At 65.0% G+C, this 15,505-nt stretch carries 13 protein-coding genes; 9 read left to right on the forward strand and 4 right to left on the reverse strand.

The genetic code is table 11. The annotated features are described in order from the left end of the window. Positions 1–19: 19 nt before the first annotated feature. Both DN412_RS05685 and DN412_RS05690 read left to right on the forward strand, forming a co-directional pair. A complete protein-coding gene (locus tag DN412_RS05685; RefSeq protein ID WP_115013612.1) occupies positions 20–1,339 on the forward strand; it encodes an MFS transporter in 1,320 nt (439 codons plus the stop codon). Positions 1,340–1,368: 29 nt separating this feature from the next. Beyond that, positions 1,369–2,865: a M81 family metallopeptidase gene (locus tag DN412_RS05690; protein ID WP_115013613.1), complete on the forward strand. Its 1,497-nt coding sequence runs from the start codon at positions 1,369–1,371 to the stop codon at positions 2,863–2,865. 46 nt (positions 2,866–2,911) lie between these two features. On the opposite strand, the gene DN412_RS05695 is transcribed toward DN412_RS05690, so the two are convergent. After that, on the reverse strand, positions 2,912–6,184 hold the full coding sequence (locus DN412_RS05695; protein WP_115013614.1) for a bifunctional cytochrome P450/NADPH--P450 reductase: 3,273 nt from the start codon (positions 6,182–6,184) through the stop codon (positions 2,912–2,914). 163 nt (positions 6,185–6,347) lie between these two features. Between DN412_RS05695 and DN412_RS05700 the strand changes: the two genes are divergently transcribed. Beyond that, positions 6,348–6,998, forward strand: coding sequence for a TetR family transcriptional regulator (locus DN412_RS05700; RefSeq protein ID WP_115013615.1), 651 nt, complete (start codon positions 6,348–6,350; stop codon positions 6,996–6,998). Between the two features lie 78 nt (positions 6,999–7,076). Here DN412_RS05700 and DN412_RS05705 read toward each other — a convergent pair whose 3' ends face one another. The 3 genes from DN412_RS05705 to DN412_RS05720 form a co-directional block, all read right to left on the reverse strand. Then, positions 7,077–7,337: a DUF1484 family protein gene (locus tag DN412_RS05705; RefSeq protein ID WP_115013616.1), complete on the reverse strand. Its 261-nt coding sequence runs from the start codon at positions 7,335–7,337 to the stop codon at positions 7,077–7,079. 346 nt (positions 7,338–7,683) lie between these two features. Continuing rightward, the gene (locus DN412_RS05710; protein WP_167471071.1) at positions 7,684–8,433 is read right to left on the reverse strand and encodes a hypothetical protein; all 750 of its coding nucleotides are present in this window, start codon (positions 8,431–8,433) and stop codon (positions 7,684–7,686) included. Between the two features lie 633 nt (positions 8,434–9,066). Further along, positions 9,067–9,837: an IclR family transcriptional regulator gene (locus DN412_RS05720; protein ID WP_115013617.1), complete on the reverse strand. Its 771-nt coding sequence runs from the start codon at positions 9,835–9,837 to the stop codon at positions 9,067–9,069. Between the two features lie 97 nt (positions 9,838–9,934). Here DN412_RS05720 and DN412_RS05725 point away from each other — a divergent pair, with 97 nt between their 5' ends. The 6 genes from DN412_RS05725 to DN412_RS05750 all read left to right on the forward strand — a co-directional run bounded on the left by DN412_RS05725 (position 9,935) and on the right by DN412_RS05750 (position 15,418). Beyond that, the gene (locus DN412_RS05725) at positions 9,935–10,915 is read left to right on the forward strand and encodes a Bug family tripartite tricarboxylate transporter substrate binding protein (protein ID WP_115013618.1); all 981 of its coding nucleotides are present in this window, start codon (positions 9,935–9,937) and stop codon (positions 10,913–10,915) included. A 42-nt stretch (positions 10,916–10,957) separates the two neighbouring features. Beyond that, entirely contained in the window at positions 10,958–11,641 is a 684-nt protein-coding gene (locus DN412_RS05730) for an RraA family protein (protein WP_115013619.1), read from the forward strand. Continuing rightward, complete coding sequence (locus DN412_RS05735) at positions 11,638–12,573, forward strand: NAD(P)-dependent oxidoreductase (RefSeq protein ID WP_115013620.1); 936 nt, start codon at positions 11,638–11,640, stop codon at positions 12,571–12,573. Before DN412_RS05730 ends, DN412_RS05735 begins: the two co-directional genes overlap by 4 nt. A 92-nt stretch (positions 12,574–12,665) precedes the next feature. After that, on the forward strand, positions 12,666–13,631 hold the full coding sequence (locus tag DN412_RS05740; RefSeq protein WP_115013621.1) for a Bug family tripartite tricarboxylate transporter substrate binding protein: 966 nt from the start codon (positions 12,666–12,668) through the stop codon (positions 13,629–13,631). A gap of 12 nt (positions 13,632–13,643) precedes the next feature. After that, the gene (locus tag DN412_RS05745; protein WP_115013622.1) at positions 13,644–14,567 is read left to right on the forward strand and encodes an SMP-30/gluconolactonase/LRE family protein; all 924 of its coding nucleotides are present in this window, start codon (positions 13,644–13,646) and stop codon (positions 14,565–14,567) included. Further along, on the forward strand, positions 14,564–15,418 hold the full coding sequence (locus tag DN412_RS05750; RefSeq protein WP_244222565.1) for an amidohydrolase family protein: 855 nt from the start codon (positions 14,564–14,566) through the stop codon (positions 15,416–15,418). Before DN412_RS05745 ends, DN412_RS05750 begins: the two co-directional genes overlap by 4 nt. The last annotated feature ends 87 nt before the right edge of the window (positions 15,419–15,505 follow it).

Raw genomic sequence — 15,505 nt, forward strand, 5'->3', positions numbered from 1 at the left:
GACCACGGGAGAGATCGACATGTCCGCAACCCTGCCTCCACGCACCACGACGGAGTCCGGCAGCGCCGCGCTGCAGGCGCTGTACCGCAAGCTGAACTGGCGCCTGTTGCCGTTCCTGCTGCTCTGCTACACCTTTGCCTACCTGGATCGCGTCAATATCGGCTTTGCCAAGCTGCAGATGCAGAGCGACCTGGGCCTTTCCGATGCGGTGTACGGGCTTGGCGCCGGCATCTTCTTCCTGGGCTACGTGCTGTTCGAGATCCCGAGCAACCTGTTGCTGCCACGGATTGGGGCACGCAAGACCATCAGCCGCATCCTGGTGCTTTGGGGCCTGACCTCGGCAGGCATGATGTTCGTGCGGGACGAGACCACGTTCTATGTGCTGCGCTTCCTGCTCGGCGTCTTCGAGGCCGGTTTTGCCCCCGGCATGATCTTCTACCTGACCTATTGGTACGGGCAGCAGCGCATGGCTCGCGTGATGGCGGTGGTGATGCTGGCCGGGCCCATCGGCGGCATCTTTGGCTCGCCGCTGTCCACGTGGCTGATGACGGGCCTGTCCGGCGCGCATGGCCTGGCGGGCTGGCAATGGATGTTCCTGGTCGAAGGGCTGCCTTGCGTGCTGCTTGGTGCCCTGGCGCTGCGCGTGCTGTCCGACCGGCCCGCGCAGGCGAAGTGGCTCAGCGACGAAGAAAAGCGCATGCTGGCGGCAGAACTGCATGCGCCGGCCGGCGGGCATCAATCCTTCGGCCAGGTGGCGCGTGATCCGCGCGTCTACCTGCTGGCCTTTGCCTATTTCACCATGATCTGCGGCATCTATGCGGTCAGCTTCTGGCTGCCGTCTATCCTGAAGGCGGATGGTGTCACGGACACCATGCAGATCGGCCTGTATTCGATGATCCCCTACATTGCGGCGGCGATTGCCATGATCGTGATCGGCCGCAGCTCGGATCGCAGCGGCGAGCGCCGCTGGCATAGCGCGGTGCCCGCCTTCGTCGGCGCCGTGGCGCTGGCCGGGGCCACCATGTCCAGCGGGAATCTGCCGGTGTCCTTGCTCTGCATGACCATTGCCACGGCGATGATGTGGGCCGCCTATACGGTGTTCTGGGCGATTCCGTCGCAGTACCTGAAGGGCGATGCCGCCGCGGGTGGCATCGCGCTGATCAATACGATTGGCCTGATCGGCGGCTTCCTGAGCCCGACCATCATCGGCACCGTGCGCACGGCCACCGGCAGCATGCAGGCCGGCCTGCTGGTGATGGTGGCGCTGCTGGTGGCCGGCGCGGCGGTACTGGTGGCCAACCGGATGCCTTCGCCTCAGGGCGCGGTCTCGCCGGCCTGAGGCGAGCCATTCAATTCACGGAGAGAACCTTGGCAACACGGATTTTGATCGCCGGTTTCCAGCACGAGACCAATACCTTTGCGCCGTCAAAGGCCACCTATGCCAGCTTCGAGCGCGGCGAGGGCTTCCCGGCGATGGCGCGCGGCGCCGAGGTGCTGTCGCTGCGCGACGTCAATATTCCCGCCGGCGGCTTTATTGCCGCCGCCGAACGGCGCGGCTGGGCGCTGCTGCCGGTAATCTGGGCCGGCGCCAGCCCGTCCGCGCACGTGACCGAGGACGCGTTCGAGCGGATTGCCGGCGAGATCGTCGAGGCTGCGCGCGCCGGCGGCTTCGATGCGGTCTACCTGGACCTGCATGGCGCGATGGTGGCCGAGCATACCGACGACGGCGAGGGCACCTTGCTTGCGCGCATCCGTGCCGCGGTGGGGCCGGCGGTGCCGGTGGTCGCGTCGCTCGACCTGCACGCCAACGTCACGCAGGCCATGCTCGATGCCGCCGACGCGCTGGTGGCCTATCGCACTTATCCGCACGTGGACATGGCCGAGACCGGCGAGCGGGCCGCGGCATTGCTGCAGCGCTTGCTGGCGGGCAGGGGGCCGCTGCATCACGCGGTGCGCCGGCTGCCTTTCCTGATCCCGATCAACGGCATGTGCACGATGCTGGAGCCTGCCCGCGCCATGTATACGCTGTTGGCGCAGAGGGAAAACGGCGCCGTGGTGTCGCTCTCGTTCGCGCCGGGCTTTCCGGCGGCCGACTTCCCGGAATGCGGGCCGGTGATCTGGGGGTACGGAGAAGATGCCGGCGCGGTCGATGCGGCGGTGCAGGCGTTGTACGACAGGATGCTGGCGGACGAGCCGGCCTGGGAGGTCCCGTTCCTCTCGCCCGACGAAGCCGTGCTTGAGGCTATGCGGCTGGCCGAGGGCGCGACGCGCCCGGTGGTCATTGCCGACACGCAGGACAACCCCGGCGCCGGCGGCGATTCGAACACTACCGGCATGCTGCGCGCATTGCTGCGCCACGGCGCGCGGCACGCGGCCATCGGGCTGATCTGGGACCCGGCCGTGGCGGAGCAAGCGCACCGCGCCGGGGTGGGTGCCACCATCGACGTTGCCCTCGGCGGCGTAGCCGGCGTGCCCGGCGACGAGCCGCTGCGGGGGCGCTTTGAGGTGCTGAAGCTGTCCGATGGCGTGTGCCGCTACGGCGGGCCGATGATGAATGGCATGCTGGCCGACGTCGGGCCCGTCGCGCTGTTGCGTATCGATGCCGTCCTGGTGGTCGTCAGTGCCGGCAAGGCCCAGATGCTGGATCGCAACCTGTTCCGCGTGGGCGGGGTGGAGCCCGAGGCGATGAAGATTCTCGTCAACAAGAGCTCCGTGCACTTCCGCGCCGATTTCCAGGGCATCGCGCATGCCGTGCTGGTGGCCAAGGCGCCCGGCCCGATGACGGCCGATCCGGCGGACCTGCCCTGGACCAGGCTTGCACCCGGCATCCGTCTCAAGCCGATGGGCAAGCCATTCCAGGGCTAGTGCCGGACCGGCGGCAGTGCGACCCGGCCGGTCCGGGTGCCTGCCGTCAGTTGAAGACATCCTGCCGGTATCGTCCCGTGCTGACCAGCTCCGCCAGCCAGTCCGATGCCGCCTCCGGGGTCATGCCCCCTTGCTCCGCGCCGATCTGCAGCAGGACCCGCCTGACCGCGGGCGCCATGTGGCGGCCGTCGCCGCACACGTAGACGATCGCGCCTTCGTTCAGCCTGGCCCAGACATCGGCCCGGCGCTGCCACAGCAGGTCCTGCACGTAGCGCGGTTCGCCATCCACAACCGAACAGGCCAGGTGCACCTGCGCCATGCCCTGTGCGCGCCAGCGTTCCACGTCGTCGCGGTACAGCCAGTCGTGCGAGGGGTGGCGGCAACCGTAATACAGCTGCACCGGGGCCACGGCCTGTCCGGCCGCCTGTTGTGCTGCCCGTTCCTCAAGGAAACCGCGGAACGGCGCAATGCCCGTGCCGGGGCCGATCAGGATCATGGGCGTGGCCGGGTCGGCCGCGGGCGCGAAGGCGGGGTTGGGTGTACGGATGGTGCCCGCCACCATGGCGCCGGGCGCCAGGCCTCGCAGCCAGGTGGAAGCCACGCCGCGGAAAAGTCCACGGCCCGACAGCGCCGGTGACCAGACCGTGCCGACGGTGATGGTCGCCACGTCGGGAGAGACCAGCGGCGACGAGGCAATGGAATAGAAGCGCGGCCGCATCGGCACGGAGCAGGCCAGCAGGCCCGCCAGATCCAGCTCGATGGCGGGGAAGCGGTCCAGCACGTCGGCCAGCCCGAGCCGGCGCGATGCCACCTGTGCGGCGTACCCGGTCTCGGCCTCGTCCGAGGCCAGTTGCTGCAGCGCCTGCCGTGTCACCGGGCAGCGTGAATGCTGCAACAGCAGGCGCAAGGTCTGTCGCGACACCACGTCCTGCAGCTCAATGAAATGCGTCAGCAGCTGGCGCACGGACAGCGCCTCGCCCAGCGGCAGGCCGCGCGCGGTCCCGCCGGGTGCAGAGAGCGTGACGATCGCGTCCGGGTCGATGTCGAGCCGCTCGCACAGGGCGGTGACGATTTCGGGCTGGTTCTGCGGATAGACGGCCAGGTGGTCGCCCGTGGCGTAGCGCACGCCTTCGGGCAACCTGAGCCGGATGTCGCGCGTGGATGTCCGGGGCGCCTCGAGCGCGAAGTCCCACAGGCCGGTTGGATCGTTCACCAGCTCGGTGTTCGCCAGCACCGTGAAGCCCTGGGTGTTGGCCGGCAGCGTGGACGCGCGGATCTCGGCGACGTCTTTCACCTGCACGCGTACGGACGGCGTGCCGTGGGCCGGTCCGCCCGCGCCGTCGCCGGCCTGCAATGCCTGCCAGAGCAGCGCCAGCCAGCGCTCCGCGGCCTGGTCGAAGTCGCCGTTGCCATCGGCCTCGCCGCGCGGCAACAGCGGCGTGGCGCCGGCCTGGGTGAAGAATTCATAGACCCGGCGCGGGAAAGCCTGGTAGGTCGGCCACTGCGAGTTGCCGCAGCCCAACACGGCCACGCGCAACCCTTGCGCCCGGTAGCCGCTTGCGGTGCCGCTATCGAGCAGTTCTTCGAAGCGCCGCGCGGAGTCCGGCGCGCGCCCGTTGTAGGTGGCGGCGATGATGACGGCCAGGCCGGTCGCCGGCAGCGCATCGGCCACCTCGTCGAGGTCGCGCAGCGTCGCATCAAAGCCCGCTGCCACCGCGCCGGCATGCACCTGCTCAGCCAGCTCGCGCGCGGTGCCCAGGCTGGATCCGCACAACACGGCAAGCGGCCTGCCGCCGCCCAGCACCTCCGGGCCCGCTTGCACTGCTTGCGTGGTCGCCGTAGCCGGCGCCGCGGCGATCCGCTCATGCGGCCGCCGCCGGCGGGCGCGCACGGTGAGCCCGTCCGGCTTGATCGTCAGCGTTTCCTTGATGCGGAACTGGTAGTCGTGCGCGTCGGTGAACTGGAAATTGCGCAGCATCAGCGCGAGCGCCAGCTTGGCTTCGGTCAGCGCAAACTGGCGGCCGATACATGCGCGCTCTCCATTGCCGAAGGGCATGTAGGCATGGCGCGGCAACTGCGCTTCCCGCTCCGGCAGGAAGCGGTCGATGTCGAAGCGCTCCGGGTCGGCCCACACCTTGGGGTCCCGGTGCAGCGCCGTCAGCACGACCGACATGCGCCGGTCCTTGCGGATCAGGTAGCGGCCGCCCAGCAGCGTATCTTCAAACGGCGCCACGGCAAAGGCCGGCGCCGTGGGCCACAGGCGCAGCGTTTCCTTCAGTACGCGGTCCAGCACGGGCAGCCGCGCCAGGTCCGCGTAGACCGGTGCCGCGTCGCCGGGCAACACGGCATCCACCTCGGCGTATGCCTGCGCCATCACCCCCGGGTTGCGCAGCAACTCATACAGCGCGAAGGTGAGCAGCCCGCTGGTGGTTTCGTGGCCGGCAATCAGAAAGGTGATCACCTGGTTGCGGATGTTCTCGTCGTCCAGCCGCTGGTCGGTGTCCGGGTCCCGCGCTTCCAGCATCAGGCCAAGCAGGTCGTTCGTCGTGCGGCCTCTGTGCTCTGCGCTGCCCGCGCGCCGCCGCCGGATCACGTCATCGACCAGGTCGCGCATGAAGCGGGTGTCCTCGTCGAACTTGCGGTGTGCCGCATGCATGAAGCGGTCCTGCAGGGCAAAGCGCGTCAGCCTGGACATCGCCTCTTCCAGCGCGCCGACCATGGCTTCGATAAAGGGGTGCAGGTCCGCGCTGGCGAACGACTCAAAGTCATAGCCGAAGCCGGACAGCGCGATTGTATCGAGCGTCAGCCGCGTCATGTCGTCCGCCACGGCGATATCCGCATCCGGACCCTGCCGGTGCCATTTGTCGACCAGCCGGTTGGCCACGCGCAGCATGACGTCGAAGTAGCCCTTCATCGCGCGCTGGCTGAACGCGGGCATCAGGATGCGGTGCGCCTTGCCCCAGTTGGCCTCGTCGGAGTGCGCGGTGAACAGGCCGTCGCCGGCCATGCCGCGCAGGTACGACAGCGGCGGGCCGATGTACTTGCGGAAACGCGTGGCATCGCACACCTCACTGGCAAGTGCCACCGACGTCACGAACGGTACCCGCCGCCCGGCAAAATTCAGCTCGAAGATCCCGTCATGGTGGCGGCTGCGCGCCAGCAGGTGCTGGCCGACCGCGCCGGGTTTGATCTGCAGCAGGTTGCCCACCAGCGGCCAGCCCGGGTCGATCGGGATCGGCTCATGCGCAGTGCCGGCAGGGGAGGGAGGCGGGGCGTCAGCGGTGTGGTCGGTGCCTGACAACTCAATTGGCGGGGGCATGGGGGGCTGTGTCTCCTGAACGGTTCCCGCACGCGATTTGCCACGTGCGTCCATTTCATTTAACGTAGACATCTGTCTACCGGCGCAAGCGTAGACAACTGTAGACACGGTGTCAACGCAGCGTGTCGGCCAAAAACCGAGTCCCACTACTAAAACCGCAGTCATGGAAGCCATTGCCGACGGCAAACGCCGCCTGATCGACGCCGCGCTGCGGCTGGCCGCGGCCAAGCGCAGCTTCGCCGCGCTCAGCCTGCGCGAGATCGCGCGCGAGGCCGGCCTCAATCCCAACACGTTCTACCGCCATTTCAGCGACATGGAAGACCTGGCCATCACCGCCATGGCCGAGGTAGGCGCCGAGCTGCGGCCGATGTTGCGTGCCATCCGCTGGGCCGCCGCCCGCGACAACCCGGGGGAGGTGGCCAGCCGGGCCTGCGAGGCCCTGTTCCGGTATGCCCAGCATCATCCGGATGCATTTCTCGTCGGCGCGTGCGGCATCACCGGCCCACAGCCCGCGCTGCGCGTTGCCATCCGCGCGGTGCTGGACGACATCGCTGCCGAGATGGCGGAGGACATCGAACGGCTGGGGCTGTGTCCCAAGCTGCCACGCACGGTGGTCGACGAGGTCTGCGCGTGCATCGTTTCCTATCTCTTCCATCAATGCGTCGACTATATCGAGGCCGATGCCGCGGGGCGGCGCAAGCTGATGGCAAGATCGGTGCAGTTCTGCTGCTGGCTGTTGCAGGGGGCGGCGGGGTCGAATGGGCAAGGGACGGCCGGTGCGGGCGGGGAGCGCAAGGCATCGGTGGCTGCGTAGCGCTTTGTGCTGAGACGCCCAGAATGACGAACCGCAGCCGAAGCTGCGGTTCTTCGCTGCTGCGGCGCACTAACCCGCTCACGCCTCGTCGTGCGCCGGCAGCGGCAGGCTCTCCAGCCAGTCCTCCGGACAGAGCTTCTCCGTTGCCTGATCCAGCTCCGCTTTCAGCATCGCCAGCAGGCAATAGGCGCTATGGCATGCCTCCGAACGTTCGCTTTGTATTTCCAGCAGCAACAGGAGGCAGCCCATGCCGGCGCTGATGCGCTCAAGCGAGTCAATGCAGGCTACGGGAATGGCGGTCAACACGGTCTCTTGTTTCGATGTGGCGCGGTCTTGCATTGCGAACTCCTTTGAAAGGTTGGAAGACCCGCCTGATGCAAGCAGTGAAGGGTGGCGGGCCTGACAGCGGGGGCACCAACACCGGTTCGCCAACGGAGTAACCCGGCCAGCCATGAGGCTGCCCCGCCCGGCCCGCCATTGACTGAGTCGACGTGCGCGCGCGAACTTGGCCGCATGAAACGGCCATCCGTAGCGGAAAAACCGGGTTGGTGCGCCCGATCACCGTTGTTTCGGTGATGGGTCTAGTGTTCCCGTCGCCGTCGCGCCTGACGATCAGAGGATTCGCAATTTGCCTTCGGGTTTGGTGTCAGTCGATCTCTCAAGAAGCACGTTGACGGATGAGAGATCACGCATTGAGCGACCTTTTGCGCGATTTTCGACGGTGAAGCCAATTGCGCAACTGCCCGGCTAGGAACGCACTGGTGATCAGCAGCAGGTAGAGGGCTACAAGATTGTGATGCCACGCGTCGAGAGCGGGCTGATCCGCAACCAGTTTTGGATCGGGGGTCGGGAGGATGGCACTCCTCGCCATGACCGCTCGGGTCATCCGGACAAGGCCGGCCGCCGACAGTAGTGGCAGGAAGACGAGCAGCGCGAGCATTGCAGGCATCGCGCGGCGCACTATCGCATATTGGCGCAAGCGGATCCACAGGCCCAGGCAACCGTGTACCCAGCCCGGAGCGAGCAACGCGACTTGCATGCCTTGCGTGCCGCTCGTGATGAGCGATATCACGATCCGCTCATAGTTCGGCTCAAAGCCATAGAGCGAAGCGGCGAGTCGGGTCGCTACCGCATGGCGGATCAGCAGCAAAGGAAGGCTGAGTCCCGCCCAAAGGCGGATCCATTCAGTGGCCGGCAGCGCCCAGTGCTGGCGCCCGTACACCGTGCGCAGGGCTAGTGCAAAATGCAGGGAGGCCGAACCGTATAGCAGGATCGTTCCGGGCACGCTATGCCACAGCCGCAGAGCCAGCGTGAGACCGCGCCCGGCAAGATCCAGCGACCAAATCCCCAGCGCATGATTGACCAGGTGGAGAAAGAGGTAGGTCAGCAGCACCACGCCAGATCCGAGCTGCAAGCGACGCAGAATGGGTTGCAATTTCCTTCACCTTGATGTTCAACACGGAAAGAACCTCTTGGGCGCCATTCTGGTTTGCTACGGAATGACGTGCTGCACCGGCAATTCGCGGCAACGCCGATAACGAACCGCATGGGCTCTGGCATTCCTCGCGGGGCCGATTCTTCCCTTGTAAGACTATCGGTGGCGCTCGGTTATTCCCGAAGCCACCAGACCGCCAGAAATGCCAAGGCAACGCTCGTGGCACGCCGGACGCCACCAGGACGGAGACGCGGTGTTTGCGACTGCGTCTGGGATGCGCTTTGAGCAAGCGTGCGTACTGTAGAGTCCGGCAGCGCGATGGCGCGCGACGTATTGATCGCCAGTAGTGGTGTTTTCGATGACGGAATAGATTGGATGGCCCGGCGGTATTCCTCGTGAAGCGGGCATCGCGCGTGCGCATGGCGGGCACGCCGAATGCAGGAAGGTGGCTGGCGGTGGCACGGTTTTCACGTTGATTTGGCCCGACTTGCCAGAGCCTGGCCTGGCAGGGCAAATCGCAGCGGACGCGCCTGAGGGGGGGCACGCGCTCGCTTCGCGTCCGCGTCCAGCTTTTGGGGAGTACTTTCGGGGAATACGATTTCTATCGGCTCTCCATGCCCCACATCTGCAATGTCAAGGGTGCCAGGTCGATGGCCTTTCAATTTGCATGACTGGCCGTTGGCTTCCTGCCATGGCATACGAGAGTTTGTTCGCCGCGTCGACGACTGTCTGTGCCAGCTCCAGCAAACGCCCTTCGCTTAGCCGGGAGGTCGGTCCCGAAATGCACATGGAGCCCAGCAGCCGCCAGTGCAATCCGAACACCGGTGCCGACACGCTCGAGACTTCGGCCTCGCGCTCGCCGAGCGACAGATGAAATCCACGGCGGCGGATCATTTCATAAAGCTCGCCCGGCTCACCTGAGAACGCCAGGATGACGCGGCCTGGCGAACCGCTGTCCAGCGGCAGTGCCGCTCCGATCCTGACGTGATGCCGGATGGCCTGCGGTCCTTCGACCCGGACGAGGCAGGTTCGCTGTTGTCCCTCCCGGACGTAGAACGAAGCGCTTTCGCCAGTCTTGATCGTCAGCTCCCGCAGGACTGGCTCCACCACTTCCTGAACGTTGAAGGTTGCCTGGTAGCACGCGCCCAGCCACCCTGCTGCGCGGCCGAGCCGCCAACTGCCGTCTTCCTTCTGCACCAGATAGTTGTCCGCCGCCAGCGTGCGCGCCAGCCGCAGCACGGTGGTCTTGTGGATGCCGGTCCGCCGGCTCAGTTCGGCAAGTGAGAGCTGAGGGTCATTCACCCCGAATGCCTCAAGGACGCGCAGGGCGCGGGTGACCGCTATGACGCCCCCCGCGCCATCGTCGCCTTTTGAGGCGCCATTTGGATCACTATTCGCATTCATGGAACGAAACGAGGTGCACGGTATGAAACGGCATTGTATGCCGTGAAACGGTCGACCACAATCCGAATCACAACGAAACCGAGATTCGGAGACAGTAATGAAGGCAATTTCCCGTCGCTGCATATTCGTGCTTGCCGCAGGTCTGGTTCTGGCGTCCGCCACTACCCAAGCCGCGTTGCAGTACCCCACCAAGCCCATCCGAGTCATCGTGCCTTTTCCCGCCGGCGGGGGCACGGACATCATCGCGCGAGAAGTGACCAATACGGTTGCCAAGTCGACCGGCTGGGTCTTTGTGGTGGAGAACAAGCCAGGGTCCGGTGGCAACCTCGGGGTGGACGCGGCAGCCAAGGCGCCGGCCGATGGCTACACCATCGTCATGGGGCAGACCAGCAATCTCGCAATCAATCCCTCGCTGTATGAACAGTTGCCATATGACCCACTCAAGGATCTGACACCCATCAGCCTGGTGGCATCCGCGCCGCTCGTGCTGGTGACCCATGTCAATTCGCCTTACAAGACGCTGAAGGACGTGATCCAGGCGGGCAAGGCAAAGCCCGGCGCCATCAACTTCGCCTCGCCGGGCAACGGAACGGTGGCGCACCTTGGCGGCGAGCTGCTTCAAACGACCGCTAAGGTGAAGTTCACCCATGTCCCTTACAAGGGCGCAGCGCAGGCGGTCAACGACCTGATGGGCGGACAAGTCGATCTCTACATGGCCTCGGTGCCTACGTTGCTCGGGCATATCAAGAACAAGCGGATGCGGCCGCTCGCGGTGACGTCCCCCAAGCGTTTGCAGGACCTGCCTCAGGTGCCGACCGTGGCCGAGTTGGGCTATTCCGGCTTCGATACCGCAACCTGGTTCGGCTTCGTCGCGCCTGCCGCGACACCGAAGGACATCGTGGTGCGCCTGAATACCGAGTTCAACAAGGCGCTCAAGTCTCCGGCGCTCGCCACCAAGCTGAACGAGCAAGGTGCATCGGTGCTGGCTGGCACGCCTGAGGCGTTCAGTGCGCTGATCAAGCAGGACGTCGGACGCTGGGCATCGGTCATCAAGGCCTCCGGCACGAAGCTGGATTGACGCCCTTATCTACCTGTCTATTTCATATTGCTGGAGTCCATCATGACATTGCCCAACATCATCAAGTCGTTTGAGCGCGTGCCCGCCGAGATCGTGGCGCGGGCTGCCAAGTTCCAACCGGCGATCCTCTCCGATGTCGGCGGACGCCGCGGTGCGTTGCATGGCCGGATCAGGGCCTTGCGCCCGACCATGAAAGTCGCCGGGCCCGCCTTCACTGTCGAGGTTCGCCCCGGTGACAATCTGATGATCCATGCAGCACTGGCGCTGGCGCAGCCGGGCGACGTTCTGGTCGTCGACGGCAAAGGGGACCAGACCTCTGCGCTGATGGGAACGATCATGATGCATGCCGCTCGCCAGCGTGGCCTTGCTGGTGTCGTCATCGACGGCGCGGTCCGCGACAGCCTCGAACTGGACGAAATGCAGTTCCCGGTCTTTTCGGTGGGCACGAATCCTAACGGCCCCACCAAGGAAGTTGGCGGGCGCATTGGACACCCCATTTCTGTTGGCGGCGTCACGGTGAACCCTGGCGACTACATCTGCGGCGATGCCGATGGCCTGGTCGTGGTGGAGCGCGAGAAGATCGAAGCCTTGCTCGATGCCGCGGCAAAGAAGGAAGAGGCGGAAGCCCAGCGCATTGCCCAGATCAGGGAAGGCAATACCACCGCGCCCTGGCTGCTGGCATCGCTGGTGACGGCGGGCGTTCTGAAGCAGGGAGAAGCACTGTGACGAACAAGCAAGTCATTATCGTCACGGGTGCCGACCTCGCGCCGGAAGCCCTCGCGCTGCTGGGTGACTATGAGATTGTATTCGCCGGGAAAACGCCCCAGACCGCCGATATTGTGGCACTGGCAAAGGAGCACAACCCGGTCGGCATTATCGTGCGCTACGGCAGCATAACCGCTGAAGTCATGGACGCAGCACCGGCCTTGAAAGTGATTTCGAAACACGGCACTGGAACTGACACCATCGATAAGGCCGCTGCGCAGGCGCGCGGCATCAAGGTGGCCGCCGCGGCCGGGGCCAATGCCGCCGCTGTGGCTGAACATGCCTGGGCGCTGATCCTTGCGTGTGCCAAAGCGGTTCCACATCTCAACGATCGCATGCGCCAAGGTCATTGGGACAAAGCAACTTACAAGGCCGTCGAGCTGAACGGTCGCACGCTCGGTATTGTGGGGCTCGGAGAGATCGGCCGCCGCGCCGCTGTGATTGGTGTGGCGATGGGCATGCATGTCACCGCTTTCGATCCTTATGCGACGACGGTCCCGGAAGGCGTAACGCTTGTCGACCTGCCTCGGTTGTTCAGGGAATCGGACGTGGTGTCGCTGCACTGCCCGTTGACGGAAGAGAACCGTGGCATGTTGAACCGCGAAACACTGGCGACGTTCAAGGACGGCGCGATCCTCGTCAATACGGCGCGAGGCGGACTCATCGACGAGCCTGCACTGGCCGAAGCCCTGCAGAGCGGCAAACTGTATGCCGCTGGCCTGGACAGCTTTGCCTTGGAACCAATGCCCGTCCCGCATCCGTTCCGCGACATTCCCAACCTCATTCTGTCGCCGCACATCGGCGGCGTCAGCAACGCGGCGTACGTGAACATGGGCGTTGGGGCGGCGAAGAACGTCCTGGCGGAGTTGCAAAGCGTGGCTACGCCGGCCTGACCGACGCACGGCTGCATCTGTAACTAGAACAGAAGTGTCGCGGGAGGGCCCGACGGACAGTCAGGTCTCCCCCGCAGCACAAGGAGACAACGATGTTTTATCGAACAATTGGCTGCCTGGTGGCAGGAACGACGCTGCTTGTCAGCCTGTCCGCTGTGGCGGCGTACCCGGACAAACCGGTCCGCATCATCGTGCCGAATCCTTCCGGCGGTGCCGTCGACGTCGTGACGCGCAAGGTCGCGCAGAAGCTCGCCGTGCAGACGGGGCAGAGCTTCGTCGTGGAGAACAAGCCGGGCGCGTCCGGCACGATCGGCACGTCCCAAGTCGTGAACGCACCCGCCGATGGCTACACGCTTCTGGCGAACGACAACTCCTACACCACGCTCCCCTATGTCTTCAAGAAGCTGAACTGGGACCATCAGACAGCTCTGATCCCTATCGCGCCGTTCGCATTTTCGCCGGTGGTGCTTGGCGTCAAGGCCGATTCGCGCTTCAAGGACCTGGCTTCCCTCGTCAGCTATGCCAAGGCGCATCCGGGAGAGGTGACGTTTGGTACCGGCGGCCCCGGTAGTTCGCCGCATTTTGCTGCCGAGGCGTTCCAACAGGCCGCAGGTATCAAGCTGATGCATGTGCCGTACAAGGGGGCTGGTGAGGCCATGGTCGGGCTGCTGTCCGGTAGCGTGGATCTGCTGGTCGTGTCGACCCCGACCGCGCTGGCGCCGGTCAAGGGTAATCAGATGCGTCTGCTGGGCATCAGTGGAAAGACCAGGGTGGATGTGTTCCCGAGCGTCCCTACGTTCGCTGAAGCTGGTGTACCTAACTTCAGCCTGTTCAACTGGTCAGGCCTTGCCGCGCCAAAGGGCACGCCGAACGATGTCACCATGCGCCTGCAAACGGAGATCCAGAAGGCGCTCCAGGCGCCCGACATGAAGACGTTTCTTGCGCAGATGGGGGCGCAACCAGGCAACCTGGGCAGCCCCGCGTTCGCGCAGCTGATTCAGCGCGAAACCGCGCAATGGGCAACGGTCGCGCAGAAGGCGCATATTGAGAAGCAATAACCAGGAGCGGCGATGTTCCTATTTCAGCAACCGGCCGTACGCGATGCACAGGTGCTCACCCGGCTTCCGGAGTCGTTCCGTCGGCACGACCCCGACAACGCGTGGGCGCATGCCAATCGCGGCGGGGCGACGATCGACTCATTCCTGGAGGGGCCGGTCTGGGCCGATGGCCATCTCTGGGTGACGGACATCCCCTACGGTCGCATTTTCCGTGTTTCGATGCAGGGCGACTGGGAGCTTGTTGCCGAGTATGACGGTGAACCGAATGGCATGAAGCGCCTGGCCAGCGGTGATTTCCTGATCACCGACTATCGCAACGGCCTGGTGCGTCTGGATGCAAACTCGGGAACCGTAACCCCGTTTCTTGAGCGTAGGAATTCGGAGCGCTTCCGTGGCGTCAACGATCTGGCCTTCGATTCGCAGGGCAATCTCTACTTCACCGACCAGGGCCAGACCGGCTTGCACGATCCGACGGGCCGCGTCTATCGACTGACGCCCGACGGCAAGCTGGACGTCTTGCTGGACAACGCACCGAGCCCGAACGGTGTTGTCCTGTCGCCTGACGAGAGGGTGCTGTTCGTCGCGATGACCCGCGGGAACAGCGTATGGCGCGTGCCGTTGCAGGCCGACGGTTCGGTCAGCAAGGTCGGGCAGTTCTTTTCCTCTTACGGCCCGAGCGGCCCCGATGGTCTGGCAATGAGATCGGATGGCCATCTGCTGGTGGCGAATCCTGGACTTGGTTATGTCTGGGTGCTCAACCATCGCGCCGAACCTGTGGAGGTGATTCGTAGCCCGGGTGGCACATCGCTGACCAATCTGTGCTTTGGCGGCACCGAAGGCACCACGCTATTCATGACCGAGTCGACCACCGGGGCGATCCTGTGCGCCGACATGTCGGTGGGCGGTGCACCCGTGCACGAAGGACGGCTGACGTGAGCCGAATTTCGGGCGTTCTGGCCATGCCGGACGCATGCGATTGCCATACACACGTGTATGGCAGCCGGTATCCGGTGGCCGCAGGCGCTACGTTGAGGCCAGCCGATGCCTCGGTCAACGACTATCGCAAGATCCAGCGTGCTTTGGGTACATCGCGAGTCGTTGTCGTGACGCCTTCGACCTATGGGAACGACAACGCCTGCACGGTCGATGCCCTGGCACAGTTCGGCAAGAACGCGCGTGGCGTGGCAGTCGTGGACGACAGCGTCACCGAGGCCGAACTCCGGCATCTGCATCAGGCCGGAATCAGGGGAATTCGCTTCAATCTGACATTGCCCGCACCGGTGCAGCTCGAAAATCTGCCAACGCTTGCGGCACGTATTGCCCCACTAGGTTGGCATGTCCAGCTCAACCTGCCGCCTGCATGGTTGCCGGATATTGCGGGAACGCTGGCGGCGCTTCCGGTGCCGATTGTGTTCGACCACTATGGACATCTGTCGCCCGGCAACCCGCAAGCTGAGGCGTCCTTTCGTGTCATCGCGGAGCTGCTATCCGCTGGCAAGGCGTGGGTCAAGCTATCGGGTCCGTATATCGAATCGCGAGAGGGGCCGCCACATTTTGCTGACGTGCAACCGCTGGCTGCCCGCTATCTGGCGCTTGCACCGGAGCGCCTGGTGTGGGGCTCCGATTGGCCGCATCCGACTCAGCGGGCCAGGACTGATGGGTGTGTCGACGATGTGGCGTTGCTGCAAACGTTCCTGGACTGGTGTGAGTCGGCGGATCTGGCCCACCGCGTGCTCGTCAGCAATCCGCAAACGCTCTACGGCTTCGAACATCCCGAACAAGCGTGAAGATCAATGCCGGTACGCACTGCCTGCGACTGGCCAAACCAAAAGAAAAGTATTGGAGACGAAGATGTTCCACAGACCATTCCTGTG

The sequence above is a fragment of the Cupriavidus lacunae genome (assembly GCF_003353055.1).
In the GTDB taxonomy this organism is placed as follows: Bacteria; Pseudomonadota; Gammaproteobacteria; order Burkholderiales; family Burkholderiaceae; genus Cupriavidus; species Cupriavidus lacunae.

Excerpts from the sequence above, each read along its gene's own strand:
- DN412_RS05740 (WP_115013621.1), top strand. The coding sequence starts at position 12,666 with ATGTTTTATCGAACAATTGGCTGCCTGGTGGCAGGAACGACGCTGCTT.
- DN412_RS05705 (WP_115013616.1), bottom strand. The coding sequence starts at position 7,337 with ATGCAAGACCGCGCCACATCGAAACAAGAGACCGTGTTGACCGCCATT.
- DN412_RS05685 (WP_115013612.1), top strand. The coding sequence starts at position 20 with ATGTCCGCAACCCTGCCTCCACGCACCACGACGGAGTCCGGCAGCGCC.
- DN412_RS05700 (WP_115013615.1), top strand. The coding sequence starts at position 6,348 with ATGGAAGCCATTGCCGACGGCAAACGCCGCCTGATCGACGCCGCGCTG.
- DN412_RS05725 (WP_115013618.1), top strand. The coding sequence starts at position 9,935 with ATGAAGGCAATTTCCCGTCGCTGCATATTCGTGCTTGCCGCAGGTCTG.
- DN412_RS05745 (WP_115013622.1), top strand. The coding sequence starts at position 13,644 with ATGTTCCTATTTCAGCAACCGGCCGTACGCGATGCACAGGTGCTCACC.
- DN412_RS05730 (WP_115013619.1), top strand. The coding sequence starts at position 10,958 with ATGACATTGCCCAACATCATCAAGTCGTTTGAGCGCGTGCCCGCCGAG.
- DN412_RS05720 (WP_115013617.1), bottom strand. The coding sequence starts at position 9,837 with ATGAATGCGAATAGTGATCCAAATGGCGCCTCAAAAGGCGACGATGGC.
- DN412_RS05695 (WP_115013614.1), bottom strand. The coding sequence starts at position 6,184 with ATGCCCCCGCCAATTGAGTTGTCAGGCACCGACCACACCGCTGACGCC.